The organism is Chitinophaga costaii, assembly GCF_900094705.1.
Lineage (GTDB): Bacteria > Bacteroidota > Bacteroidia > Chitinophagales > Chitinophagaceae > Chitinophaga > Chitinophaga costaii.
Window position 1 is genome coordinate 1 of the sequence record NZ_FMAR01000018.1, and the last position, 24,763, is coordinate 24,763.

General features: G+C 43.2%; 27 protein-coding genes. 15 read left to right on the top strand and 12 right to left on the bottom strand.

What is annotated here, in order from left to right; translation table 11 throughout:
• The first annotated feature begins 144 nt into the window (after positions 1–144).
• The 7 genes from GA0116948_RS18760 (at position 145) to GA0116948_RS18795 (ending at position 6,227) form a co-directional block, all read left to right on the top strand.
• Positions 145–339 carry a hypothetical protein gene (locus GA0116948_RS18760; RefSeq protein WP_089715079.1) on the top strand — a complete coding sequence of 65 codons (195 nt, stop codon included), beginning with the start codon at positions 145–147 and terminating at the stop codon, positions 337–339.
• Positions 340–361: 22 nt separating this feature from the next.
• Positions 362–772, top strand: a complete 411-nt coding sequence (locus tag GA0116948_RS18765) for a hypothetical protein (RefSeq protein WP_123891839.1) — start codon at positions 362–364, stop codon at positions 770–772.
• 1,166 nt (positions 773–1,938) lie between these two features.
• Entirely contained in the window at positions 1,939–2,301 is a 363-nt protein-coding gene (locus GA0116948_RS18775; protein WP_089715086.1) for a phosphopantetheine-binding protein, read from the top strand.
• Complete coding sequence (locus GA0116948_RS21830; protein WP_394336949.1) at positions 2,291–2,485, top strand: condensation domain-containing protein; 195 nt, start codon at positions 2,291–2,293, stop codon at positions 2,483–2,485. Before GA0116948_RS18775 ends, GA0116948_RS21830 begins: the two co-directional genes overlap by 11 nt.
• A gap of 75 nt (positions 2,486–2,560) precedes the next feature.
• The gene (locus GA0116948_RS18785; protein WP_165798510.1) at positions 2,561–2,872 is read left to right on the top strand and encodes a hypothetical protein; all 312 of its coding nucleotides are present in this window, start codon (positions 2,561–2,563) and stop codon (positions 2,870–2,872) included.
• A 22-nt stretch (positions 2,873–2,894) separates the two neighbouring features.
• A complete protein-coding gene (locus tag GA0116948_RS18790) occupies positions 2,895–5,240 on the top strand; it encodes a TonB-dependent receptor domain-containing protein (RefSeq protein WP_165798511.1) in 2,346 nt (781 codons plus the stop codon).
• A gap of 270 nt (positions 5,241–5,510) precedes the next feature.
• Positions 5,511–6,227 carry a YqjF family protein gene (locus GA0116948_RS18795; protein WP_089715094.1) on the top strand — a complete coding sequence of 239 codons (717 nt, stop codon included), beginning with the start codon at positions 5,511–5,513 and terminating at the stop codon, positions 6,225–6,227.
• A 512-nt stretch (positions 6,228–6,739) separates the two neighbouring features.
• On the opposite strand, the gene GA0116948_RS18800 is transcribed toward GA0116948_RS18795, so the two are convergent.
• The 3 genes from GA0116948_RS18800 to GA0116948_RS18810 form a co-directional block, all read right to left on the bottom strand.
• Positions 6,740–7,435 (bottom strand): TlpA family protein disulfide reductase, encoded by a 696-nt coding sequence (locus GA0116948_RS18800; protein ID WP_089715096.1) that lies wholly within the window; start codon positions 7,433–7,435, stop codon positions 6,740–6,742.
• 161 nt (positions 7,436–7,596) lie between these two features.
• A complete protein-coding gene (locus GA0116948_RS18805; RefSeq protein ID WP_089715098.1) occupies positions 7,597–7,914 on the bottom strand; it encodes a hypothetical protein in 318 nt (105 codons plus the stop codon).
• Between the two features lie 307 nt (positions 7,915–8,221).
• Complete coding sequence (locus GA0116948_RS18810) at positions 8,222–8,554, bottom strand: winged helix-turn-helix transcriptional regulator (RefSeq protein WP_089715100.1); 333 nt, start codon at positions 8,552–8,554, stop codon at positions 8,222–8,224.
• A 127-nt stretch (positions 8,555–8,681) separates the two neighbouring features.
• Here GA0116948_RS18810 and GA0116948_RS18815 point away from each other — a divergent pair, with 127 nt between their 5' ends.
• Positions 8,682–9,617 (top strand): alpha/beta fold hydrolase, encoded by a 936-nt coding sequence (locus GA0116948_RS18815; RefSeq protein WP_089715102.1) that lies wholly within the window; start codon positions 8,682–8,684, stop codon positions 9,615–9,617.
• Positions 9,618–9,868: 251 nt separating this feature from the next.
• Entirely contained in the window at positions 9,869–10,111 is a 243-nt protein-coding gene (locus GA0116948_RS18820; RefSeq protein ID WP_240619232.1) for an SDR family NAD(P)-dependent oxidoreductase, read from the top strand.
• Here the strand turns inward: GA0116948_RS18820 and GA0116948_RS18825 are convergent, their stop codons facing one another.
• From GA0116948_RS18825 to GA0116948_RS18845, 5 genes are all read right to left on the bottom strand, one after another.
• Entirely contained in the window at positions 10,112–10,444 is a 333-nt protein-coding gene (locus GA0116948_RS18825) for a DUF3817 domain-containing protein (protein WP_089715106.1), read from the bottom strand.
• A gap of 68 nt (positions 10,445–10,512) precedes the next feature.
• On the bottom strand, positions 10,513–10,974 hold the full coding sequence (locus GA0116948_RS18830; protein ID WP_089715108.1) for a hypothetical protein: 462 nt from the start codon (positions 10,972–10,974) through the stop codon (positions 10,513–10,515).
• Between the two features lie 125 nt (positions 10,975–11,099).
• Positions 11,100–12,170 (bottom strand): GlxA family transcriptional regulator, encoded by a 1,071-nt coding sequence (locus GA0116948_RS18835; RefSeq protein WP_089715110.1) that lies wholly within the window; start codon positions 12,168–12,170, stop codon positions 11,100–11,102.
• Between the two features lie 238 nt (positions 12,171–12,408).
• A complete protein-coding gene (locus tag GA0116948_RS18840; RefSeq protein ID WP_089715112.1) occupies positions 12,409–13,431 on the bottom strand; it encodes an LLM class flavin-dependent oxidoreductase in 1,023 nt (340 codons plus the stop codon).
• A gap of 289 nt (positions 13,432–13,720) precedes the next feature.
• Positions 13,721–14,212: a hypothetical protein gene (locus tag GA0116948_RS18845; RefSeq protein WP_089715114.1), complete on the bottom strand. Its 492-nt coding sequence runs from the start codon at positions 14,210–14,212 to the stop codon at positions 13,721–13,723.
• Between the two features lie 174 nt (positions 14,213–14,386).
• On the opposite strand from GA0116948_RS18845, the gene GA0116948_RS18855 reads away from it, so the two are divergent.
• Positions 14,387–15,028 carry an START domain-containing protein gene (locus GA0116948_RS18855; protein ID WP_249260578.1) on the top strand — a complete coding sequence of 214 codons (642 nt, stop codon included), beginning with the start codon at positions 14,387–14,389 and terminating at the stop codon, positions 15,026–15,028.
• 470 nt (positions 15,029–15,498) lie between these two features.
• On the top strand, positions 15,499–16,572 hold the full coding sequence (locus GA0116948_RS18860; RefSeq protein ID WP_089715118.1) for a hypothetical protein: 1,074 nt from the start codon (positions 15,499–15,501) through the stop codon (positions 16,570–16,572).
• A 21-nt stretch (positions 16,573–16,593) separates the two neighbouring features.
• Here the strand turns inward: GA0116948_RS18860 and GA0116948_RS18865 are convergent, their stop codons facing one another.
• Positions 16,594–17,463, bottom strand: coding sequence for a helix-turn-helix domain-containing protein (locus GA0116948_RS18865; RefSeq protein ID WP_205686161.1), 870 nt, complete (start codon positions 17,461–17,463; stop codon positions 16,594–16,596).
• A 452-nt stretch (positions 17,464–17,915) separates the two neighbouring features.
• On the opposite strand from GA0116948_RS18865, the gene GA0116948_RS18870 reads away from it, so the two are divergent.
• Positions 17,916–19,469, top strand: a complete 1,554-nt coding sequence (locus GA0116948_RS18870; protein ID WP_089715119.1) for an aldehyde dehydrogenase family protein — start codon at positions 17,916–17,918, stop codon at positions 19,467–19,469.
• A gap of 161 nt (positions 19,470–19,630) precedes the next feature.
• Positions 19,631–20,011: a DUF779 domain-containing protein gene (locus GA0116948_RS18875; RefSeq protein ID WP_089715243.1), complete on the top strand. Its 381-nt coding sequence runs from the start codon at positions 19,631–19,633 to the stop codon at positions 20,009–20,011.
• Between the two features lie 62 nt (positions 20,012–20,073).
• Here GA0116948_RS18875 and GA0116948_RS18880 read toward each other — a convergent pair whose 3' ends face one another.
• Positions 20,074–20,445: a winged helix-turn-helix transcriptional regulator gene (locus GA0116948_RS18880; RefSeq protein WP_089715121.1), complete on the bottom strand. Its 372-nt coding sequence runs from the start codon at positions 20,443–20,445 to the stop codon at positions 20,074–20,076.
• A 105-nt stretch (positions 20,446–20,550) separates the two neighbouring features.
• Between GA0116948_RS18880 and GA0116948_RS18885 the strand changes: the two genes are divergently transcribed.
• Positions 20,551–21,159 (top strand): FMN-dependent NADH-azoreductase, encoded by a 609-nt coding sequence (locus GA0116948_RS18885; RefSeq protein WP_089715123.1) that lies wholly within the window; start codon positions 20,551–20,553, stop codon positions 21,157–21,159.
• A 133-nt stretch (positions 21,160–21,292) separates the two neighbouring features.
• On the opposite strand, the gene GA0116948_RS18890 is transcribed toward GA0116948_RS18885, so the two are convergent.
• The gene (locus GA0116948_RS18890; protein ID WP_089715125.1) at positions 21,293–21,559 is read right to left on the bottom strand and encodes a hypothetical protein; all 267 of its coding nucleotides are present in this window, start codon (positions 21,557–21,559) and stop codon (positions 21,293–21,295) included.
• 176 nt (positions 21,560–21,735) lie between these two features.
• The gene (locus GA0116948_RS18895) at positions 21,736–23,322 is read right to left on the bottom strand and encodes a WG repeat-containing protein (protein ID WP_089715127.1); all 1,587 of its coding nucleotides are present in this window, start codon (positions 23,320–23,322) and stop codon (positions 21,736–21,738) included.
• A 425-nt stretch (positions 23,323–23,747) separates the two neighbouring features.
• On the opposite strand from GA0116948_RS18895, the gene GA0116948_RS18900 reads away from it, so the two are divergent.
• A complete protein-coding gene (locus GA0116948_RS18900) occupies positions 23,748–24,701 on the top strand; it encodes a phytanoyl-CoA dioxygenase family protein (RefSeq protein ID WP_089715129.1) in 954 nt (317 codons plus the stop codon).
• Positions 24,702–24,763: the final 62 nt, after the last annotated feature.

Genomic DNA, 24,763 nt, shown 5'->3' on the forward strand with positions numbered 1-24,763 from the left:
TTCAGATCAAATTAAATTTAAAGCCCTTTCTTACATTTGGAAAATATATCTTTAACCTAAGAGACTTCACTGTCCGGCAAAATCGACCCACCTCACGGTTCCAATTTAGCATTATATGGAGCTACCCAAAGTGGCCGGGTGTTCATGGATAACCAATATGTTAAGACATTTAGCTTATCAAGAATAGGGAAAGCTGCCGGTATTGGTGGGGCAATTATAGGAACTGGTTTAGATCTCTATGGCGTTTATAAAGGCGCAAAAACTTGGGGCCAGGCCGGAGAGAATGGAGTGTTTACAGCGATTGGCTTTTTGGGGCCAGTAGATGGAGGCAAGTTATAATGGAATCCGGAGTGTTATAAATATGATGATGATAAAGAAAGCTTATTTCTACCTGTTTTATAAATTTTATAAGTGTACGGATTGGGCGCATACAGTATTTCCCCACGATATGGCTGCGGCTGCGGCTATAGCTATGTTAGAAATGGTGTTTATAGTCTCATTGAAGTTCTATTACATTGAATACATTGATCCAAAGAATGAACTTACTCCTTTACAGATGATTGTTTTGGGAGTGGTAGTGTTTTTAGTTAATACGATTGCCTTTATATCGAACGATGGTTGGAAACATTACTTTAAGGAGTTTGATAAGCTACCGCGCTATAAGAATATCATCGGCACCTGGGTAGTGATACTTATTGTTGCCTTTATACTTGTTAGCGCTGGCATCTCGTTTAAAGCAATGAGTGAAATAGCAGCCCGTCGGCCTATATAGATAACAAAACTATACATCAAGCCCGGCTACTTCCAATATCACGCACTAATGGATTAAATCATTACCCACTCCTGTTAACTTATGAAATACTATTTCAGTTTTTTCTTCCTGCTGTACACGGCAACATCTTTAGGATAAGCTTCGTTTCCCCCGGGGTTTAAATTAATATCAGGCGACAATCTAGCCGGTGACGATGATAGATACTCAAATGGAAAAGATGTTTTTCAAATGCATTTCTATTGGAGAGGCTTTGATGGCGATTACACCTGGAATGATGACAACTATAAAAAATTCATGACAGACGGCACTGGATACCCCATGTATAGAACCACGGATAGCCTTCTATGGGGAACGGGAAAGGTTGACGGGTATTATTCCTACACGGTGGTAGACTGGAGTGGTGACATATTTGAGCTTTTTTCTAAGGATAATGATGCAGATTTTTCTTACTATTCGAAGTGGCTTATTTCGTCTATAAGGGCATACCGCAAGAGGGGAAAAATATTTATGTTTCCGCGGCGGTTTCGGTTGACTTTGTAAAACCGCCTATAACTCACCCCGCTATTTATATTTTCGTATGTATTTCGAGTTCGCATCGAATCCGCAGTTTGATGTCCTGACGAAGATGTTGGTGAGTAAACAATAAGACTTCGCTGATGAAAATTCCAGATGCAATAACGGAGTATCTTTAACAGTAGCATACTTTCTGCTATATACCTGTTCAATGTTTCCTTTGTTCGTAACTTCTATAGAATCGTTACTCCCAATGAAAGAGCAATGCGTTAAGATATAACCTGTTAAATTATATTTTTCTTTTAGCCATTGACTACCTACTGACCTTGATGTCATATCTCCATGTTTACAGTAGATCTATTCATTAATACTGTAAAACAGTTATTTTAGATTTAAAATGCAGTAAAACGATTATGACTATTTAACCTTGTCCTTATAAATTTGATAATTATCGATCTGGCTTACACATACTATTAATAATCAATGTCATTTGGTTCGAAAATCTTCCGCTACTGGGCACGAAAGGTTAAAATGACCAAGTGGTCAAAAGGTGTAAATCGTTGATTTACACCTTTTTTATAGACGAGATTTTTCGCAGGTTGTCGCTTTTTTCGCTTTGTGCCACCTTTTTGGACAAACAAAGTACACGCACTATGACACGCGAAATTCCTGTTCCTGTACAGGAACACAACAGGAACGACATTTTCTTTGAGCTGGGAGGGCATTCGCTGATGGTGACCCGGTTAACGGGCCTGTTGCGCAAGGCGAGCGGTGTTGCGTTACCGCTGCATGCAATCTTCCTGCATATCACGCTTGCCGGGATGAGTGCCTTGCTGGAAAATTATGGCGGCGTAAAAGCGGTACAGCTGGATACGGCCGGGCCGACAGCCACCGCTTGTCAGAAGGTCAGCAAGGCCTGCCAGCACCTGTGCTTGCCCGGCTGGAAGCTTTCGCTGCAGAAAAGGGTATGCCCAGTACAGCATTCTACTGACCATTGTACATATACTGTTACATGAACTTTCCGGTACAGATACCATCATCACCGGCGCGCCGGCTGCCGGCCGGGAAATGCCGGAACTCCAGGAAATGCCGGGGTTGTTCGTCAATACGATCGTGCTGAAACGGCCTGTTGATACGGCCAAAAGTTTCTCGCAGCTGGTGGCAGAAACCATGGAGGTGCTCACCGCGGAACTTGAATAGCAGTCCTACCCATTCAGTAGGGTGGTGGGATTGGCCGGCAACACCGGCGAACCGGCTCGCCATCCTGTATTTGATATGATGGTCAGCGCAGGTGAATGGAATGAAAATGAGCAAAATATTAGGATAGATCAGGGAGAAAATGTATTATACGGGTGGAAAATTAAATACGATCTCTTTTTTAATTTCTCCGGTAATGGACAGACTAAACTGATGTTATTGTTTAACCTGTCGTTGTTTGATGAGGAAAGTAACAGTTATATGAATGCCCGTTTTGTTTTGTTAGCCGGGAACCTGTTACAAAACCCTCAAGTCGTAATAAATCCGGATATGTTGATGCCCCAACGGGAACAGGAAACGGCCACGTTATGGACCAATGATTTTGAATAACCATTTTATAATCCCCGTATTGATGTTTCGTAAAATCCCATTTTACTCACTTTTGTTATCCGGAAGCCTTTTGTTTTTTTCCACCATTACACATGCCCAGCAACAGATCACGGTATCGGGCAGGTTTCAGCTTCCGGCAGACGAGAGCGTGGTGGTAGGCAATGTGGCATTGTTACATTCACCGGATTCCGCGGTGCTTAAAATAGCGCCTGTAACCAATAACGGCTTTAAACTGGACCTGGCTGAAAAAGGGCTGTACCTGCTCCGGATCGTTTGTGCAGGATATAATGAAACCGTACAGCCCCTCCAGGTCAGTGGCGATACCAGTATTATTGTGCCGCTGACCACCAGATCCAGGGTACTGGACGAAGTACAGGTGTACGGTAACAAGGAAATATTTACGACGAGTAACGGCAACATCCGGGTAAATGTCGACAACCCTATCCTGCAGGCCAGTTCTGGGGCTATGAGTTTATTATCCAAACTGCCGGGGCTGCAGGTAGGTCCGGACGGCGAAAGCCTGACGCTCTTAGGGAAAGGTATGCCCCTCATTTACCTAGACAATCAGCGCATTACCATCAGCGATCTTCAATCCATACCCGTACATGAAATAAAAAGTATAGAGATCCTCAACAATCCTTCCGCGAGGTACGAATCAGAGGGCCGCGCCGTGATCCTGGTGACCCGTAAGTTCAGCCAAAGGGATGGATTTAAAATTGATCTCACGGAGAACGTTGCCCAAAGACGGTATTTCCAGAACAGTACCAGTGCGGAAGTAAGCTACCGGAAAAATAAGCTGGAACTTAGAGCGAATGCGCAGTATAACCACTTTAACCTTTGGGAAAGTAACGGTAACGAATTTGGTATTGAAGGTCAGGATATCTCTTCCGACTACACCGTGGTGTCCAAAGGCCCCCGGAAACAGTGGCTGCTGGGCGCCGGCCTGCATTACCAGTTCAATGACAACGATTACCTGTCTCTGTCCGGCAATACCCGGATCCATCATGAAACCTTTGCCATCAACACCAATTCCGACCTGCGTAACATGGACGTTACGACCAATGCCCTTACGTATACGGACAACGGCACCCAAAAACCCTATTACAACGCCAGTCTGAACTATTTCAAGCAGTTCAAAAAAAACAACCTGGATATGTTCTTTGGCGGCCAGTATTCCCACTTTGAAAGAAACCTTTCCAGCAACATCTACAATAGTATCGACGATGCACCTATGGTCTTTACGCAGCAACGCCTGCAGGACTTCAGCCTGAATGCAGGCAGCGGCAAGCTGGAATTCGCCAAAAAGTTAGGAAAAAACAGTAAGCTCGAATTTGGAGGAAGTTATACCAAAGCATGGGCAGATGCCGTGTTGGACATTGATGATAAATCAGCGGCGGACCACACGCATACCCTGTATCATTACGCGGAAGCGATCGGCGCCGGATATGCACAATTCGGTACAAAGATCGGCCATACCAGTATTGATGCGGGTTTACGGCTGGAAAAAGCCGATGCTGCAGGGAAGTTCAGTAACGATGATCAGCTCACGATAGACCGGCATAACCTCCAGCTTTTCCCTAAATTCAACATCGGGTTCCAGGTAGACAGCACCCGCACTTTGAGCTTTAACTATGGCAGGTCTATTATCCGGCCTAATTACTCAAACCTCAGCCAGATCATCACTTACATCAATCCATTCTTTGAATGGGCCAGCAACATCAATCTGGTGCCTACCATTACCGATGAAGCAGGAGCTACCTTTCAATTGGGGAACAACTCTGTACAATTGGTGGGATACATAAAAAAGAACCCGGTCTATTACAGCGCCAGTTTTGATGCCAGCGCCAATAAGTTCCAGGTTATCGATCAGAACTTCGATAAGGAACAAGGGGTTAACCTGAGCTTTACCGTGCCATTCACGGTAAAGAAATGGAACTCCACCAATATACTTACCGGTACGGTGAACAAAACTTCCGATGCCAACTCCGTAAACCTGAAGACCACCCCGTACGTTTATTTTTATACAGGTAACCAATTCAGCCTGCCAAAAGATGTTAACGTCTTTGCCAACTTCTGGGTGCTGACGGGCCGGTACGAAGGCATATTCAGGAGAAACGCGCTGTCTGCCCTTGACCTTGGGGCCTCCAAAACGTTCAATAACAAACTGGTGGTAACACTGAACCTGAACGATGTTTACCGGGGTCTTAATTTCTCGGAGAAATTAACAGCAAACGCCGTGTCCTCCAATGTGATCTACTACGAAGATGTACGGGAGATCTCCCTGAATATCCGGTACACCCTGGGCTCAGTGAAGAAAGCCGTGTTTAAGAACAAGGAAGTGAATGATAATATGAACCGTATCCGTTAATCCTTTCCGGGCAGGCAGCAGGATGCACCTGCCCGTTACCACTCCCCTTATTTTACTGCCTACCGCAAAATTTACCGAAATGAAAGAAGCTATCTTGCATTGGGTGGACAAACAATTAAAAATAATGTTATAGCAAAGGGTCTACTGCGAGGTATCCTCTATTGCCCCAGCAAAGGTGCTATTTAGTTTGTAAGGGTAGAATACTCACCATCGTAGGCTGCCGGAATATGCAGGAATTTTATTTGAGTAAAACCCGTAACTTAACCTCATATGTCTAACTCGATTTTCCTGACGGCTGAATGGCGAAAGCTCGCGATGGCTAACTACGCGGTGGACCCCGGCCTGTTGCAACGGTATGTGCCACGGGGCACTGAACTTGATACCTGGAACGCCACCTGTTACGTGTCGCTCGTCGCCTTTATGTTCGAACGGACCTGTGTCATGGGCTGCAGGATCCCATTCCACCAGGACTTTGAAGAAGTCAACCTGCGGTTCTATGTCCGCTATAAAGATGGCGGCAACTGGAAAAGGGGAGTGGTGTTCATCCGCGAATTCGTTCCCTTGCGCATGGTTACCTTTGTTGCCAACACCTTTTACGATGAATGCTATCAAACCTTTCCCATGCGCCATACAATTACCATTGCCCCGGAAACTCTGGAGGTGGAATATAAATGGAAGAAAGGGGACTGGAACCGGTTCGGTGTAACGGCGGCGAATAAACCATTTACATTGATCGCAGGAAGTCAGGAAGAATTTATCACTGAACACTTCTGGGGCTACGGGGCGCGTGGCCCGCAGCTCTCTGAATACCAGGTCGCGCACGATCCCTGGCAACTCTATCCTGTAAACAGCTATATGATGGATGTAAATTTTGAAGCTTGTTACGGGACCGATTTTAGATTCTTACAAGGCAATGAGCCGACTTCCGTGTTCCTCGCGGAAGGCTCGGAAATCCAGGTGTATAAGGATCGGAAAATTAGTATCTAATGATGGCAACATGTTTGAAATGGTGTGGCGCGTTGTGCGTTCATTGTTTCCCTGGTAGGCAAGCGGCATTTCGACAGTAGCTTTATGCAAATTAATTCATCCAGGATCGCCATTTCCTTCGATAGGAATAACAAGCGACTGAATGATACCCAATCATTAGACTTCCGGCAATACAACGAATACCCGTTTTTATTAAAATAGAGCAACGCGTGTGGCATTTCTCCCTTCGGGATGCTGCTGAGGCAGATGTCATGAGAAGATTCCTTACGGACAATGTTAATAATCGAATTATAAAGGCATAAAAAAGTAAAATGGCGGGTACCGGGCAATGATTCTTGTCTCAAAATTCAAAGAATATCGAAATTTATCCAATGTTATTAGTAATATTTGACATTTTCGGTGAAGGTCTACGAAAGCTTTGAGACGGAGGGGAGTATCCCAGCAGCAATACGGAACACATGAAAAGTAAGGTTAGCGATAAGGCTGGCCTTTTCTATGTAGTGCAAAGGTTATTAGTAGCTTTTACTCATCAATATCTGCTGTAATTCATTAAACCCTTCTATACCACAATTGCTAAAAATAATATTTCCCTTTCTATCTACGATCATGTAGGTCGGAAAACAATTTACTTCAAGATAGTGCGTAATATTTGGGGATTCTATCTTTCTTTCATTGAACAGTTGTGGCCACTGTATTCCATGTGCTGAAGCGATGGTTTTTGATAATGCTAAATTTTTGGCATCATCAACGCAAATGCTTAAAAAATCAACGTCCTTTCCTGTCCTTTCGTAGAGCGCTTTCATTTGTGGCATGGATGCGATACAGGGTGCACACCAGGTTCCCCAAAAATCAATAACCATTTTATCTTTAGCCTTAGTAAAATAGGGTAGTAATGCTTGTATGTATTGCTCAGGTAGTTGTGGCGTACTCAACGCTGCTAGCGGATGCAGATAGGCGTAGCGCCACTCCTGGTCAATGCTATCAATCTGGTATGACTTTTTATCTACTATTAGCGTATCCTTTATTTTATAGCTGTTTTTATAATGTAGCTTATCTTTTAATTTGTCAGATTGGAATTTACCATCTTCCTTGATCTTGATCTGGACAATACTATCTTCAGCATACCACTTATGCGGATCGGAAAAATACAAGAGCGCATTATTCAATGTCGAGACTCTTTCTTGTAGAGAGGAAATGAATAATGGCATTTCATTTAATCGGTGATCATTAAATGTACTACCCGGCCTTTTAACCGGAATCAAATAAAATTCCCATACTCCATTTACGACCTGGTTATTTTCACAATAAGGTACATTTATTTTTAACTTTGGGGTAGCCCAATCCAGAACATTATTGTACGTCCATTTATTTAGGGAATCGTATTGGTAAGAAAGGGATTATGTTTTTTTAACAGGCATAGCTTTACAGCATCTCCTATTCTTTTCTCCAATATGAATAACGCTTTGTCAATAGGCGGACATCCTGCCTGATATGCATCCTGTAAATGCCGTTTACCTGGCAAATAAGTCGACCACAATATACTGTCAAGCGTCTCACCCTGTGCTGGCCAAATACGTTCAGGAATAGTGTTGGAAATTGATGTAAATGATGGGCGGAAATCCTGGATTGTATCCAATTCTATTTTTATAACCGGCGTCTGTGCTATGCCATTCAGGGCATATAACATACAAGAAATGTTAAGTATTGATCTTAATATGCGTAAACTATAATTCATTTTCAGGAGTTTAACAAGGGAATGTCCAATACATTAATGCATGCTTTTATTACCTATACTATATATGATGAGGCTGACTATAAAAATATAGTAAAGACGGCACATGAAAAAATTACATCCCAGTCCTTAACTATGGTCGGTTCAGTCACGGTGGGATGCTACTCTATTAAACAGCCGGAGGGACCTCCTTGTGTATGTATGCTTTACGACTTGTAGAAATCAAAACCAATGGGTGCCTTACAACGCATGGAAGTAACATTCACTTCTTATATTGCTCCCCCCATTCCCTTAAGGAAGATATAACAGGTACGAAGTTCTTGCCAGCCTTCGTTAGTGCATACTCCACCATTGGAGGCACCACAGGATATACTTTGCGAGATACCAGGCCGTCTGCTTCCAATTCGCGCAGATGTTGAATGAGCATCTTCTCGGATATACCAACGATATCATTTTTTAAAACATGATAGCGAACCTTTTCTGCGGAAGATAGCAGGTTAATAATCTGCAATTTCCACTTACCATTAATGACATTACTAGCCAGTGCTACCGGGCAATTGAATGTTTTCGATCCTATTTTATAAATCTTTTCCATTTTTTATTATCTGATAATATACTGTTTATCAACAAAACTTACTTAAAAGTTAGCACTTAACTTATTGGTAAGTACTTGACTAAAGGTAAGTGTTAACCTACATTTGCACAAATTAAATTATTACGATATGACAGTTAGAAAGATTTTATTAAAATGGGGGATGGTGGCGCTATTGCTTTTTACAGGAACCTCGCTGTTTGCGCAGGCAAATGATAATTGGAATTATAAAATGCAGGACAAAACTGTTGATGGAACCCGCATCCATTATTTACGCACTGGGAAGGGTGCGCCTGTTTTGTTGCTGCATGGTTTTCCGGAAACTGTTTATACCTGGCGGTTTATTATTTCGGAATTGTCGAAAAATCATACCGTCATTGCCATTGATCTGCCAGGGTTAGGGGAATCTTTGCCCTCACCCCATGGGTATGGACAGCAGGTCATCGCTGCACTACTACATGATTTTATGCTTAGCCTGGGGTACTCTAACACCAGCATAGTGGCCCATGATCTAGGCGTGGAGTTAGCTTACGGTTACGCATCCACTTATTCACAGGAGGTGAACAAAGTAGCATTCCTGGATGTGCCTGTGGAAACGGAGCAAATGAAACAATTACCTTTATTGCCGGAAAATGGGCGTAGCCTCTGGTGGTTTGCCTTTCATAACGTTCCTGGGCTGCCGGAACAACTCATTCAAGGAAAGGAATACGTTTATCTAAGTTATTTTTTTACAGAAGATGCGTATAACAAAGTGCCGTTCGATAAACAACACATTGGCGTATATGTAAAGTCCTACCAGCACCCAGCTGTATTGCATGCCGCCATGGAATATTACAGGGCCACCCTGCAAAACATTGAAACGAATAAGACAAATACACAGCGAAAACTTGCAATGCCCATCCTGGCGTTGGGTGGAGAAAAGAGCTTTGGTGCACGTACCCTTTTGAGTTTTCAACAACTTGGAAGCAATGTTACCGGCGGCGTTATCGAAAATTGTGGTCATTTTATCCAGGAAGAACAACCGGCGGCGCTGCTGGATAAATTGCTGCCTTTCCTGGACAAGTGATCGGATGGTAATGCGTCAGGTATAATGCCTGTACACATGAATGGTAAGGTCAGCGCTAAGGCTGGCCTTTTTTATGTGTGCGCAACGGTTATTAGTAGCTTTTACTCATCAATATCTGCTATAATTCATTAAACCCTTCTATCCCACAATTGCTAAAAATAATATTTCCCTTTCTATCTACGATCATGTAGGTCGGAAAACAATTTACTTCAAGATAGTGCGTAATATTGGGAGATGCTATCTTTCTTTCATTGAACACCTTAACGGATGAGCACTGGGACGAAGCCCTGGAAGTGAACCTGCTGGCTGCTGTGCGTTTGGATAGTGCCCTGCTTCCTATCATGCTGCATCAAAAAAGTGGGGTAATTATTCATATATCCACTACCAGCAGTCAGTTTCCTATCTGGGAATCTACCATGGCCTATAGCACTGCAAAGGCTGCATTGAATACCTATAGCAAGGCTTTGGCTATAGAAGTTGCCCTCCCCAAATAATTATAATGCTTTCTTTTGTGCATCTCCTTCTGCTACTCTACTTAAAATGTGCTTGTCAATATAAAATGTACCAAACGGTATTATGCAAGCCAGCAGTACCTTCCAGGTTGTATGACGGAATTTCCATTGGTGTTCTACCCCCACGCTGAGTGTATTGAATATGAATAATACAAACAGCATCCCATGCACAGGCCCCATTGCTTTTACCATGGATGGATTGCCTGCAATATATTTAACCGGCATGGCGATGCCGATGAGAATAAGCAGGGAAATGCCCTCTAAATAACTGATCAGTCTTAGCCGTCCTATTTGTGTTTTGATGGATAATTCCATGATGTAAAATGTTTGTGTATGTAGGAAAGAAATATAAATTTTACTGTGCTAAACAGGGATGTGAACAATTAAAAATTCCTGATAAATGGGCGGTGTGCAAGTGGCGAAAAAGGCCAGGGAATAGCGATCAATATCAAGAGCAGCCCTATGGAAAACCAGGTGAGCATGGTCTTGTATTTTTGCGGATCATTTTCCATTCTTTTTGCCCTGGAAGATCCGATGGTGATAACCACTACTGCTACCAGCATCAGGGATATGTGAATATATCTAAAAAACGTTCCCTCATTTACTAACGTAGCAGGACTGTCTGACAATAGAAATTTTACGGCAGGACTTTGAAAATAAAGTGTAATACCCAACACAAGCTGAAGATGGGCGATGGTAGCTGTACAATGACGAATAACATTTGCGTTGTTAGAAAACGGTTGCTTTTTAACCAGGCCCTGAGCGGCGGTAAAAATGGCATATACAAGAATGACCAGTACCAGCCAACGCATAAATGAGTGAAGCACTAAAAGAAAAAAGTACATACTTGAAAATTTGTAAACATAACATTATAAGATTTATTCCTTGCTGTGGATCAGCACCACCGGGCAGCAGTCAGCCATTCACACATAGTAGCACCATGCATGTTGGAATCTTTTTGCTGCGTCGATTAGTTAAAAGAATCCCATGATTTGATAGGAAGCAGTTCTTTTATTTCAGGTGTATTAAGGGAGGTCCGGAATGCCCGTCTGTAGTCGGAGGGTGTGGTCATGAGGTGCCTTAAAAAGACTCGCCGCATGGATATTAAATTTCCCAGGCCACTTTGTTCCGCTATTCTTTCGAGGGATAGGTCTGTATTCTCCAGCAATTTCCGGGCTTTTTCAACCCGCAGTTTCTCAATAAATTTCGCGGGTGGCATGCCGGTTTGTTTTTGCAGCACACGGGTTAGATTACGCACACTCATGTTAAAATGTGCAGCTATTTTGCCTACATCCACCGGCTCCTGTAAGTGATCGCTGAGCCAATGTTGTAGTTTTTGCCCTATGTTGGAATTTTCGTACAGGGGAAGCAGGCTGCCAAACTGCGCCTGGAAACCGGGCCTGCTCAGGTAATACACCAGGTGCCTGGCCACCTTGATGGCGATGTCTTTGCCAAAATCTTCTTCAACCAGCGCAAGCGCCAGGTCTATTCCGGAAGACACGCCGGCGGAAGTGTAAATAGGGCCGTCATGAATGAAGAATGCATTTGCATCAACATCTATGCGGGGATAATGTTTTTTTAATTGCTCGCTGAGGTTCCAGTGTGTAGTAGCTTTCCGACCATCCAGCAGGCCCACTTTAGCCAGTGAAAATGCGCCCGCACATACGGATGTGATACGTCGGGTATTCTTTTCGTTGATCCCTGAAAGCCACGTATAAAATGGTTCAAATACTGTTTCATTACCTTCCCAATAATCATTTCCTGCAATCACGAGCGTGTCAATAGGTGTATGGATATCCATTGCACATAATTTGCAGGAGAACGCAAGGCCGGTTTCGGAAATTACTTTTTTATCTGCAGTGGGCGCCACGATCATAACATCGTATCCATGAGCAGTACCAAGCGCCTGCAGGCATTTATCGGCAGTGGTAAAAACGTCGGCCGGGCCCGTAATATCGAGCAGCAGCTGGCTGGTCATCGCTACAATGACTACCTGCTTTTTCTGTGGGCGTTCGTCTTCCTTCATTTTCCTCCTGTTCATTGCCCAAAATTACATCAAGGCTGATTTGTCTCAAAGGACATAAATCATACAATTTAGGACATTGTTTGCTGGATTGCTGTTGGCAGTCAGGAAATGGCGTGGTTTGTTAAGACCAGTTTACGTTTAGTACATATGTGTGTTTAATATTTATTATATATATATTATTAATATTTATATAGTTATATATAAATGTATCTTGTAATTTTTGCCTGCTTTTTTCGCTAACACCTGTATTGTCTTACAGGGCTTGGTGAAGCAGGGGAATCACCTTTTGGCCGATAAGTGCTATTGAGCCTAACAATTGTTGATGCGTAAGTCCGGCATTGTCCATTTGAAAAGTAAACCTGTCTACCCCGCCCAATGCTTTGCTGTGTCTTAATAACTTTTCGGCTACCTGTTCAGGTCCGCCCACGACTAATACGCCCCTGGGTGCAACGGAGGCATTGAACTGTGCGCGGGTAACGGGCGGCCAGCCGCGTTCTTTACCTAATTTGGTCCAAAGTTCAATATAGCCCGGATAGTAATCCTCAATGGCCTGCTCATCTGTTGCGGCTACGTAGCCCGGTGAGTGAAGGCCCACCTTTAATTGTTCCGGCGTAAAACCTGCTTTACGTCCGGCTTCCCGGTACAGCTCTACCAGCGGGCGAAAACGTTCTGTTTCACCACCAATTATAGCCACCATTAAGGGCAGCCCTAAGGTGCCTGCGCGGACAAATGATGCTGGCGTGCCACCTACGCCGAGCCATACGGGCAATTTTTCCTGTAATGCTCTTGGATAAACGGGTTGGTTGTGTAAGGCAGGCCTGAACTTACCAGACCATGTTATGAATTCCTGGTCACGAATGCGGAGCAGCAGGTCTAACTTTTCTTTAAACAGCGCATCGTAATCATCCAGGTCAAAACCAAAGAGGGGATAGGCTTCTATGGCAGACCCACGGCCTACCACCAGTTCTGCACGCCCTTTTGACACCAGGTCTAACGTAGCAAAACTTTGGTAAACACGCACCGGGTCTGCGGTACTCAACACCGTTACGGCACTGGTAAGCCGGATGCGTTTTGTGCGGGCTGCTGCTGCGGCCAGTATAACTGCCGGGGCAGAATCGAGGAATTCTTTTTTATGATGTTCGCCTATGCCAAAAATATCTAACCCTGCTTCATCGGCCTTTACAATTCTTTCCAGCAACTGTTCCATGGCTTCCACGCTACTAAGGGTGTTAGTTCCGTACATGGCTGATGCAAAACTATCTATTCCTATTTCCATGATCTAGTGTTTTAATAGTGGTATTTAATGGGCACCAAGTTAAGCTTTTAAGTTCGTCTGTTTGTGGAGGTATCCGAAAGGAAAGCTATCGTTTACTTGCCTGGAGTGCAAGCCCTGTATGGATGCTGTGGTTGCCACATACCGGGTGTTCGTTTCGCCTAACCAAATAGAGAATACACCCGGCATACTATTAGCATAAGCTTCTTTATACAAAACAGCGAAGCCATCTAACTTGTTTTTAGATGGCTTCGCTGTTTTGTGGGCGTTACCGAACGCCAGACAAAAAAAGTTAAAAGGGAGGATAGCCGCCTAAGCTGCCCCTGCTCACGCTTACACTACCGGAAATAGAAAACGTTCGTTGGTCATTCATATACATCAAGCCTAGTTGCGCCGCAGGATAAACGCCAAAATTGCTCGTGCTCATATAGCTGCGGTTTTTAATGCCCTGTTGGTAAAAGGCGCTGTTACTGTAGAAATAGGAGGGTGAAAGGGATATTCCGCCAAAGGCGCTTACGTTATTAGTGAGCTGCCGGTTAACCTGCCATCCCAGCGGGGCCGATAAAAAGGAGCCGCTGCCACCCCTGAAGGCAACAAAGCCAGTCGTAATGCTGGCATATCTCGTGAGCGACCATTTGGAACGAAGGTTATTCGTATCCATCACAGGACTAGTGCGCCCAAAGCCGTATGGATATGTATTCATCATGCCCAAAGGGTAGGGCGACTGTGCATTTGCCGCTACCGTCTTCGTTAAAATAACCGCAAAAAGGAGGAGCCATTTCATCTGAACAAATATACGCATCCGCGGCTATTAAAATTGTTAAATGTCCGGTACCGGTACACGCCCAAAGTACCATGGGTAAGGGGGATCAGGTGCTGCCTTGGAATTAATATGCCGGTGTTTGCTGCTTTCCGTTTAAATTTGTAGCGGCAATAATTAAATACAAAAGGCAAGAAGATGTACATGAGATGGGTAATGTTATGCCTAGTAGCAGGTATGAATACGGCGATGGCGCAAACGGACTGGAAATTGAATACGGATAAGGGAGGCATTAAAATTTATACCAGCCTCTTATCAGACTCTAAAGTGAAGGCAGTGAAAGTATCCTGCAATGTACAGTCAACACTTTCACAGTTTATTACATTGCTACTGGATGTGAAGAGCGCACCGGAGTGGGTTTATCACACCAAATCGGCAGTGCTGGTAAAGCAAGTTTCACCATCCGAACTTTATTATTACTCGGAAGTAAATTTACCCTGGCCTATTCAGAACAGGGATTTTGTGGCGCATTTAACGGTAACGCAGCACCCGGTCACTAAAGTTGTAACCGTAGATGGGCCTGCAGTGGGAGGGATGGTGCCGGTAAAAACAGGTATTGTACGGATAGAAAATTCAATGGGAAAATGGGTGATCACCCCACTGGTAAACGGTTATTTGAGCGTGATCTATACCCTCCATGTAGATCCGGGAGGATCGCTACCCGCATGGCTGGTGAATATGTTTGCCACGGAAGGGCCTTATAAGATTTTTGAAAACTTACAACAGCAGTTGCTAAAACCAGCCTATAAAGGGGTGAAGCTGGCTTATATTAAGGAGTAAGATAAGCCGCCTCCTTTTGATAGTGAATCTCCTCAACATCCTTTGCCTACAGATGATGTCTATACCTGTTGACTATTCCATGGTACTTACTCTTAAAATATAAATTAACAACAACCAGTATGCTACCTTTTCCGGAAGCAGGGCTGCATTCGGCTATTGTGAAATTAATATCAGCACTATTAAAAGACGAAAAAATGTAATAGATTTAAGCAGCCGATGAGAAATATCACAAATTCAGGTGTTTAAGATCAGGCATACAACCAAAATCCCCCAAAATGAGGCAAAAGAACTTTTCCCTAAAGTTGGCCCAGGCATACCTTACGCTCGTCCCCATTCTGACGTTAATATTGTGCCTTGGCTGAGGCTGTGTGTGCCTTAACTTTTTAATGGTTATATTGAAAAATATCACTCTTTAACACCATAATATCCTTAACACCCTTATTGTATTAAACCATAAATAAGCAGTCAATATGCCTCATGAAACACAAGAAAACGACCATTGTTTTATATGCGAAGCAGCATTGCCTTTTAATCCTCGTTATCCTGTAAGGTTATGCGAGGACTGTATAGGAAAAGCGGTAAATGTAAAAGGGGAAAAGCTTACGTTCTACAATGAAGGCATTTCCGGCGGTTTTCAATCCTATAATCAGGCTACCAAAACCTATGGTAAAGAACATGCCTGCCTGGTAGGCGGCTATCCCTGTTATGCCAATGAAGCTTATATGGGTGGCATAGTGCTGGTGCCTACGGAAGATGCTATATCCAAAAAGTCCGCTGGGAAAAGCCGGAATAACATGGTGAAGGGATGGCTGATAGTGGTGTTGCCGGTACTGGCTGCTGCTTTGTTATATTATGCTTATACTATAAGCCGGAATGGATATATGGACATTGGCTTTACTTTATTTGACGGGCTGCTGCTCGGTGCTGGTATTTGCATGTTGGTATGGTCATTTTTTTTAGCGGTAAAAAGTGTATTTGTGGCCCTGCTTGTCTGTTTGCTGTACCTGGCGGCCTTATTTTATATAGATTATTATTACGATTATAAAAACGATGTTTTCTTTAACATGGCTGCCATCACAGTCCTCATCCTTGCTGCCATCTTACTCACCATTCTTGTACTCAATATACCTCCTGTTAATCAGCGCATGAAGTCCTTACAGGCCAATGGCCCGCGTGGGCCGGAGTTGTGGGTGATCTTTGTTATACTCCCCGTATTTTCACTTGTGGGCGGGCATATTTATCTGCAAATTGCTAGTAGCCATCGGGTAAAGCAGTTCCTGAACGCCCTCCCCACCGACACTGCGGTAGCTACGGTTACGGATGTACGTAATTATAAAACCAGCGCCGCAAGCAGGACTACCCGGTACATCAATAACCGGCAGCATAGCGATGCATTGTTAGAATACAGTGTAGACGGCGTGAAAATATACCGGGTATTGGACAATAGAAAGACACAATACCAGCAAGGAGATAAGTTGGAAGTGAAATATGTAAAAGAACAGCCCGATATGTTTGAAATAGTAGCGCCGGTGCCTGCTCAATGAGGGCAAGGGCAGCCTGCCAGGCTATCCTTTCTTTAGCAATACATCCCTTTGAAAATGCTTGGGGGTAATGCCTTCCACCTCTTTAAATGCTTTGATAAAATAATTGGCATCTGAAAATCCGGCCTGGTAGGCTGCCTCGCATACGGGCAGTTGATTTTGGAGCAATGATTTAGCTTTAACGATCCTTTCCTGCAAAATAAAGTGATTGGGAGAAATGCCAAACTCCTGCTTAAATGCACGAAAGAAATTAGACTTGCTCATATAGGCCTGTTTAGCAAGTGCGTCCACAGAAATTTTTTCCCGGATATTGTTTTTGATGTAGGCGATGATGGCTGCAAACCGGTTAACATCTTTATAATGCAGGTAATTCATCTCAAAAAATTTTCTTGCCTGCGTTTGCATGATCCGGATCAGCAATTCCTTTAGCGCAAGATCGGTCATAAAATCCTTAGCGCTATTATTCTCAACAGCAATGCGGAGAATGTTATTGGTGGCGGAAGAGAGGGAAGGGCTGTTGAACAGGTAAAAACATTCATCTGAAAATTTCCATTCGGAGGCAGTATCAATTTTAGGGAAATTTCCATTGAGGTAATCTACCGTGCTTTTAATAAAGTTACTGTCGATCGATAAGGCTATACATTGCGACGGGGTAGTGTCTGCTTCTGGGAAATCAATAATCATTTCCTCCCCGGGAAGCATAATCAGGCTTTCGCCGGGCAGGTATTCAAATTTTTCAGTTTTATTGGCAATGCGCAGATCCTTCTTGCCACGGATCATGCCGATGAAAGCGAAATCGTCGAACTTTAACGAAATATTCTGCACAGCAGTATGTGTTTCGTAAATATCCAATTCACAATTATTATACGTATAACTTTTTTTGTTTTCGACCATCGTATTCAAATTCCTTATGGTCCTTAATTTCAGTGGATTTAACAGTGATTTTTTGGTCATGGTCATCTGTTTAATGGAGATGATGGGCGTGTGTGGAATCAATGCATTCAGCTGCAAGTGTAAAGTATGTTTGTGGAGAGCTTGTTACATGCGGCTGATGCTTTAAAATTATCGCTGGATCTATAATTGAAGGCCTCCCAGCCAATAGCAGACAATGGCAGGCTGTTGTATTTTTTTCATATCGTGGCGTGGTTTAGTAACATTCAGCATCCTTCATAACTGGCTGTGCACGGTAGCATAAATATACATAGCAATTCGCAGGCTATCCAAGTCTAGTGGCTGGTTTATGGATAAGGACGCATCCATGCGACTATTTTACTATTTTTCTCCATTATTCTGCTATTTCGTTCTACTAATGTACGATAGCTTTATGTAAACAAAAATGTAAAGTTATGGCAGAAGTATCAGCAAGTCCAGAAAAAAAGGACAAGATTTTACCCAAAAATGATGGTTTTGCGCGGCCCAGTTTCAAGGATAAATATGACAATTTTATAGGTGGAAAATGGACAAAACCTGCAAGTGGTAAGTATTTCGATGTTATTTCCCCGATAGATGGAAAAGTGTTTACCCAGGTTGCACATTCCAATAAAGAGGATATTAGCCAGGCCGTAGATGCTGCAGAAGCGGCTTTCAGAACCTGGAAAAACACATCTGCCACCGAACGCAGTATTATTTTAAACAAAGTGGCAGACCGGTTGGAAAAAAACCTTGAAAAACTAGCTACGGTAGAAACCATTGATAATGGTAAGGCTATCCGGGAAACCCTGAACGCAGATATCCCGCTGGCGATAGACCATTTCCGCTATTTTGCCGGGGTGATCCGGGCAGAAGAAGGTGCCGCCACGGAGTTGGATAAAGACACTGTTTCCTTAATTATCCAGGAGCCTTTAGGCGTTATTGGCCAGATCATTCCCTGGAACTTCCCCATTTTGATGGCGGTATGGAAACTGGCGCCAGCACTGGCTGCAGGTAACTGTGTGGTGCTGAAACCCGCAGAAAGTACCCCGGTTTCTATCCTGATTTTAATGGAACTGATAGAAGACCTGGTCCCTGCCGGCGTGATCAATATTGTGAACGGTTTTGGGTCGGAACTTGGCCGGGCGTTGGTAACCAATCCTAAGGTGGCTAAAGCCGCATTTACAGGCTCTACGGCCACCGGGCGTTTGGTGATGCAGTATGCTACCGAAAATATCATCCCGGTTACTTTGGAATTGGGAGGCAAGTCGCCCAATATTTTCTTTAATTCTGTGATGGATGCCGATGATGAGTATTTAGATAAAGCCATTGAAGGCGCTGTTTTGTTTGCGCTTAACCAGGGTGAAATTTGTACCTGCCCGTCGCGCCTGCTGATTCAGGAAGACATTTACGATAAGTTCATTGCACGTGTAATAGACCGGGTGAAAAAAATAAAAACTGGAAACCCACTGGACCCAACGGTAATGATGGGTGCACAGGCTTCCAAGATCCAGAAAGACAAGATTATGTCTTACCTGAAACTTGGTAAGGAAGAAGGGGCAGAACTGCTGGTAGGCGGCGACGAAAATCACCTGCAAGGCGATTTGGAAACCGGCTACTACATACAACCTACCTTGTTTAAAGGACATAATAAAATGCGCATTTTCCAAGAAGAAATATTTGGGCCGGTATTGGCCGTTACTACTTTCAAAACCGTGGAAGAAGCCATTGAAATTGGTAACGATACCATGTATGGATTAGGTGCTGGCGTTTGGACCAGGGACGCACACGAGTTGTACCGTGTGCCGAGGGCCATACAAGCAGGTAGGGTATGGGTGAATAACTATCACGCCTATCCCGCAGGTGCACCATTTGGTGGTTACAAACAGTCTGGCATAGGACGAGAAAATCACAAGATGATGTTGGGCCATTATCGCCAAACCAAGAATATGCTTATTTCTTACAGTAAACAGAAACTGGGATTCTTCTAGGTATATTTATCTATTAACCGCAAAGGCTCGGCACCTGGTAGCACCTACCTGCTGAGTGCTTTGCGGTTTTTATGTGTATGTATCGATGATGGTTATATTTGTAATAGGTGTGCGCTATGCCACCTATTTTTTTTCAGGTAGTACTGTTAATTACATTCATTATGATAGCCATAAAAAGATTGGACGCTACGGATGAAGCACTGGCTTTGATAGACCTGCTTGTGAAGGATCATGGAGATTTAATGTTTTACCAGGCTGGCGGCTGCTGTGAGGGAACCCAACCCCAATGTTTTGAAAAAGGCGGTTTCTTTCCGAGAACAAATGATGCCTGCATTGGCACCATCCGGGGTTTTGACTTCTGGGTAGATAGGGACTTGTTTGAGTATTGGAAATATTCACATTTTACACTCGATGTTTTAGACGGATTTGGACCTGGCGGTTTTTCCCTGGAAACGCCTTACGGGAAAACATTTAAAGTGCAATACCGGCTTTTCACGGAGGAGGAACTGGAGCATTTGACACCCGTGGTAAGAAATGAATAAGGGCCATTTATATTCGTTCCATCTTTCTTTATAAAACAACCCCGTTATACGGATGCATACCCTTACATGCGCCGGGTGATCCTCTTCTTATGTTTTGCACCCCATTCAGACAAGGCGGTAATAATTTCCCGCAGTGATCTGCTGTATTCAGTAGGCAGGTAAGATACAGTTACAGGCTTTTGTTGCGGATCTACCACCCTTTCTACCAATCCGTTTAATTCCAGATCTTTCAACTCCCCGGAAAGCGCTCTGGCCGAAATGCCAACTACCGTACGTTGTAAATCGTTAAAGTGGGTGTGCCCACTTAGCAATGCGATCATGACGCGTAAGGTCCATTTGCCGCCCACCACGTACAATGCATCTTCCGTGGCAGCTAAATTTTTGCTGCATTGTGAAGCGGAGAAGGCTACTTTTTTACTTAATAAATCTCCCATTATATTATTAACTAAACAAAAGGTTAGTACTAAACAATTGTTTAGTACTAATATTTATTTAGCGAATGTACATAGTTTTGTCGTTATAAAAAAGCAACACATTTTATGGCCAAGAAAGTATTGAGAATTATTTCGAGTCCCCGGGGAGCAGCATCTTTAAGCATTCAATTAGGAAACGCTATTGTTGAAAAAATTAAAGTTGCTTATCCAGCCAGTATTATAAAGGAAATTAATTTAGCAAATGATCCGCTTCCGCATTTGGATGGGGTGACTATTTCCTCTTTTTTTACCCCTGCGGAGCATTTAACCCCGGAACAATTGGCAGCCATTACCTACTCAGATAAGGCTATAGCGGCACTCCAGGAAGCAGACATAATCGTAGTAGACGCACCCATGTATAATTTTACAATTACGTCTACCTTAAAATCCTTTCTCGATCATATTGTAAGAAGAGGGGTTACATTCCAGGCTACTGAAAATGGGATAGAAGGATTGTTAAAAAACAAAAAAGTATACCTCGCTTTTTCCGCATCCGGCAATTATGCAGAAGGCCCGGGGCAGTCGTTGGATTTTGTGATACCCTTGTTAAAATCCATTTTTGGATGGCTGGGAATGACGGATGTTACTGTTTTTCGTGCAGAAGGCTTTAGAATGTCAGGCATTACCGAAGCCGATGCCTTACAAAAAGGAATAGATAGTATTGTGATTGCATAGTGGAAGGATACGGGTTTTAACAAGATGATAAGCTTATGCCTTTGCTTGATATTCCTCTTGTTATAATACGAAGCAAAAAAGCGGGATAACCATGTAGGTTTTCCCGCTTTTTTAGGTAATGCGATCCATTAACTTAGTTCAGGGACTGCGCATTTTCAGCTATAAATGTTGTATACGCTTCCCGGGTCCATTCCTGGTAATTTTCCAGGCTGATGCCTAACCGTTCGTCACGGGCTATTTCCTTGTCTTCCCGGCTATCCCAATAGCCTTTTGCCAGGGATTCAATGCTGCGGTTCACCTCATCCGGCGTTTTTTCATATTCTTCTGGATAGCTCTTATAGTTGCCTATGGCCAATTCCTGAATTTCGTGTTTTACCTCATCTATATGATTCTTTGCCATGGTTAATATTTTTGGTTCAGGGTAGAAAGGAACAATAATGATTCCATTTTTACCTTGAATGGGCTTTTTTTAAGATTACTTTAACATTGACTTTAGGGCAGTAGTGGCTATTGGCCATATTGATTACGGAAGTGATCTTAACGCTTGGAATAATGGATTGGTGCCTATAATTCTTTTTATTTATCCCTATAGGCATCACCCGTTTCGGGGTTAATGTAAAAGCTCATTTGGTTACCGTTAACCTGTTTCCACACTCTTCCGTCTGCGTTAATGCGGTCGTATTCGGGTGGCGTGATTGCCTTATCCCGGTCGATGTTTAATAATCCATACCATTCCTTTTGACTAGCATTTGAATCTTGTTTATGGATGGTATAAATTGCAATGCCTGGTGCTATTTCGTGTTGCAGATAGTTATACTTAGGCATTACCTGCCAACGTTTATTTCCCACATCATATACTCCATATTTGCCGGAAGCCGTATCTTTTCCCATATACCAATCATGATGGTATTGGCAGGGTACTATATTGGATAAAGGCATGGAGTGAAAAATATGATCCGTATCCAACACACCTTTATTTTCTTTATCATTATAAACAATCCTACCGTCAGGCAACATTGCCTTTACGCCGTTCCTCAACGGAATTTTTGTATTCCATGAACCGTCTTTTTTAATAATAAAACCCATCCATCCTTTGCTTGCATCATGTCCTGCACTGGATATAATCAGAAAATCCATACTGTTTGGAATAGCGTTTATCAAAACTGCATTCTTTAAAATTTCAGCAGCAGTCAAAGTATCTTTGCCGTTATTATACGCCTGCATAACGTGTGGAAAAGGACTTGTAAAATTGGGTGGCAGAAAGTATTGCCCCTTGCTATTTTTGAACAAAGCAGCCATAACGGGATAAGCAGGCATTTCGGTATGGGTAATGGGTATGCTGATATGGGCATTCTGCTCGTCCTGAATAGTTAAATATTTTTCTTTGGAATATATGATGCTATTGACGGGCTTACCTTTTTCATTGATAATTTGATAACGGTTCTCGCCTATTTGAACCATCATTTCATGGGAGGCGGTGAAATATTGAAAGTGACGATTTATTTTTATCAATTTGTTGTTTTCGCCAAGATGGAAAACGACATTAGAAACGGCGATTAAAGTATCTGTGGCACGTATGGAAATATCAGCGGGCGGCGTACGGTTGGGTTGCCAATCTTTTTTCCAGTATTGGCTATTACCCCAAAGGCCTTTATCATCCATGCGTCTTTGCACGAACAAGGTTTTACGACCAGGAATAGCCATCACACTCCATTGGGCCCTCGGGACCTTTGTAACCAAAAAAGGTCCGCTTTTCCCACCCAGAATATTCCATTGGGGCAACAGTTTCCAATGCCAGAACTGCCACCACGCGTTATGCTCTTTTTTGAGCACGGCCCATGTAAAATTTCCGCACTTACTAATTTCCACAAACGGATATGCCATCGGAATAACAAATTTCCCCTCAGTATTAATAACACCGTATTTATTATTTTTCCCTACTACTGCGAACCCATGCTGGAATAGCTGCGCATCATCAAATTGAGGATGGATAAACATTTTGCCCGAATTATCCGCATATCCATATTTTCCTCCCGTTGTAAGCCAAGGGATAAGGTGCGAAGTCACCTCGTTTCCTGGTGTATAAATTTTACCTTTCCCAAATAAAAAAGAGCATAACATGACGGGTAATAATATTTTCGTTTGATGGTAGTGAAGCAACATCTTATGCTAAAAATTTAAATGACAATAATCTGTCAGACATTGATTATATAAGAAACAATTGCTCTTTTAACGATCATGGTCTCAGTATTCGATGTAGCCCTTATTAGAACTAACAGTTACTAATTCTTCGCCGTTACATAAGCACTCTCCATAGCAAGGGCCAGTTGGAAATAAAAACGTGCGGCGTTTAAAGATACAAAACTGGTAGGAAACAGGTGTCTTTTGACCCTACCTGTATATATTCCGTTGTTGCCAGCGGTATAACCTGAGCCGAAATGGCGCTTATAAATTGTTGGTAGCTTCCTTGTTCCAGTTTATTCGTTTAATAAATGGACTCGAAATTATACCTCTCAAACATTCGTTGTTTTTATAATAACACAACGCCTTAATCTTTGTATTTTCATGGCTAAATTAATTTCTAACTCATGATGAATGATAGCTTTCTGCCGGCATTTTACGAACATCATCAGCGTATAAAAATGGGAAAACCTTTGCCGGTGTCTCATGAATACCTGCGGATGGAAAATATATGGATGGGCTTTTATGGGTTGGGAAAATTTGAGACCTACCAATTTTTATATGCACATTGTATCAGCCTGGCACATTTGCAGGAATGGATGATTGGTCTAAAAGGGGAAACGCAAATTCAGGCGTCTGCCATCGCTTTCAGCCAGTGGTCATTACAGCAAAATATGCCTACAGTTACCGCCAGTTCCGGGCATTCTCTGCTAAATGAATCTCAATGGCAAAGCTGGAAGGAGCAAGGCTTTATAAAGATAAGCGGCCTGGTAGAAGATCATTTATGTGATGCGGTGGTTCAGTTAATAGCTACCCATTTGGGGGCAAACCTGTCTGCGCCAGCTACCTGGTATCAACACCATCCTGATTGGCATGGGTTAATGTTGCAACTATACCAAGATGAAAGTATTCATGCTATTAGAACAAGCCCGGTTATCCGGCTGTTGTTTGAGGAATTGTACGGTACGACCAGCCTTATTCCCAACCCGGAAAAAGTAAGCTTTAACCCACCGGAAACAGCCACCTGGAAATTTAGCCATGGCAGGCTTCATTGGGATGTAGACTTTGCCCATCCTGATCCGTACTACATACAGGGACTCGTGTACCTGAACGATGTGCCGGAAAATAGGGGCCCGCTAACCTTAGTACCCGGATTTCATCTTCAGTTTGACGAATGGATAAAAACCTACCCCGACCCGCATGAGGCTCAACAGGTAATGCAACAGGCGTTTACCGGTACGCCGGTACCCGGTAAAAAAGGGGATGCCATACTATGGCTGCAAACATTGCCCCATGCTGCCAGTGCCAATCATACAGACCAGCCTAGGTTTGTTCAATATATCAGCTTTTCAAAATGTTGAGATGCAGGGGGATGGCCAATGGTAGGTATTACAAGGTTCACTTCCGGCCTATTTGACCGCTC

Bases quoted from the DNA above. Each gene is read 5' to 3' on its own strand.
- GA0116948_RS18825 (WP_089715106.1), bottom strand. From the start codon at position 10,444: ATGGAATTATCCATCAAAACACAAATAGGACGGCTAAGACTGATCAGT.
- GA0116948_RS18765 (WP_123891839.1), top strand. From the start codon at position 362: ATGATGATGATAAAGAAAGCTTATTTCTACCTGTTTTATAAATTTTAT.
- GA0116948_RS18795 (WP_089715094.1), top strand. From the start codon at position 5,511: ATGTCTAACTCGATTTTCCTGACGGCTGAATGGCGAAAGCTCGCGATG.
- GA0116948_RS18835 (WP_089715110.1), bottom strand. From the start codon at position 12,170: ATGAACAGGAGGAAAATGAAGGAAGACGAACGCCCACAGAAAAAGCAG.
- GA0116948_RS18865 (WP_205686161.1), bottom strand. From the start codon at position 17,463: ATGGTCGAAAACAAAAAAAGTTATACGTATAATAATTGTGAATTGGAT.
- GA0116948_RS18875 (WP_089715243.1), top strand. From the start codon at position 19,631: ATGATAGCCATAAAAAGATTGGACGCTACGGATGAAGCACTGGCTTTG.
- GA0116948_RS18785 (WP_165798510.1), top strand. From the start codon at position 2,561: ATGATGGTCAGCGCAGGTGAATGGAATGAAAATGAGCAAAATATTAGG.
- GA0116948_RS18870 (WP_089715119.1), top strand. From the start codon at position 17,916: ATGGCAGAAGTATCAGCAAGTCCAGAAAAAAAGGACAAGATTTTACCC.
- GA0116948_RS18760 (WP_089715079.1), top strand. From the start codon at position 145: ATGGATAACCAATATGTTAAGACATTTAGCTTATCAAGAATAGGGAAA.
- GA0116948_RS18840 (WP_089715112.1), bottom strand. From the start codon at position 13,431: ATGGAAATAGGAATAGATAGTTTTGCATCAGCCATGTACGGAACTAAC.
- GA0116948_RS18810 (WP_089715100.1), bottom strand. From the start codon at position 8,554: ATGGAAAAGATTTATAAAATAGGATCGAAAACATTCAATTGCCCGGTA.
- GA0116948_RS18860 (WP_089715118.1), top strand. From the start codon at position 15,499: ATGCCTCATGAAACACAAGAAAACGACCATTGTTTTATATGCGAAGCA.
- GA0116948_RS18805 (WP_089715098.1), bottom strand. From the start codon at position 7,914: ATGTTATATGCCCTGAATGGCATAGCACAGACGCCGGTTATAAAAATA.
- GA0116948_RS18845 (WP_089715114.1), bottom strand. From the start codon at position 14,212: ATGAAATGGCTCCTCCTTTTTGCGGTTATTTTAACGAAGACGGTAGCG.
- GA0116948_RS18800 (WP_089715096.1), bottom strand. From the start codon at position 7,435: ATGCCATTATTCATTTCCTCTCTACAAGAAAGAGTCTCGACATTGAAT.
- GA0116948_RS18895 (WP_089715127.1), bottom strand. From the start codon at position 23,322: ATGTTGCTTCACTACCATCAAACGAAAATATTATTACCCGTCATGTTA.
- GA0116948_RS18885 (WP_089715123.1), top strand. From the start codon at position 20,551: ATGGCCAAGAAAGTATTGAGAATTATTTCGAGTCCCCGGGGAGCAGCA.
- GA0116948_RS18830 (WP_089715108.1), bottom strand. From the start codon at position 10,974: ATGTACTTTTTTCTTTTAGTGCTTCACTCATTTATGCGTTGGCTGGTA.
- GA0116948_RS18815 (WP_089715102.1), top strand. From the start codon at position 8,682: ATGACAGTTAGAAAGATTTTATTAAAATGGGGGATGGTGGCGCTATTG.
- GA0116948_RS18790 (WP_165798511.1), top strand. From the start codon at position 2,895: ATGTTTCGTAAAATCCCATTTTACTCACTTTTGTTATCCGGAAGCCTT.
- GA0116948_RS18775 (WP_089715086.1), top strand. From the start codon at position 1,939: ATGACACGCGAAATTCCTGTTCCTGTACAGGAACACAACAGGAACGAC.
- GA0116948_RS18890 (WP_089715125.1), bottom strand. From the start codon at position 21,559: ATGGCAAAGAATCATATAGATGAGGTAAAACACGAAATTCAGGAATTG.
- GA0116948_RS18880 (WP_089715121.1), bottom strand. From the start codon at position 20,445: ATGGGAGATTTATTAAGTAAAAAAGTAGCCTTCTCCGCTTCACAATGC.
- GA0116948_RS18900 (WP_089715129.1), top strand. From the start codon at position 23,748: ATGATGAATGATAGCTTTCTGCCGGCATTTTACGAACATCATCAGCGT.
- GA0116948_RS18855 (WP_249260578.1), top strand. From the start codon at position 14,387: ATGTACATGAGATGGGTAATGTTATGCCTAGTAGCAGGTATGAATACG.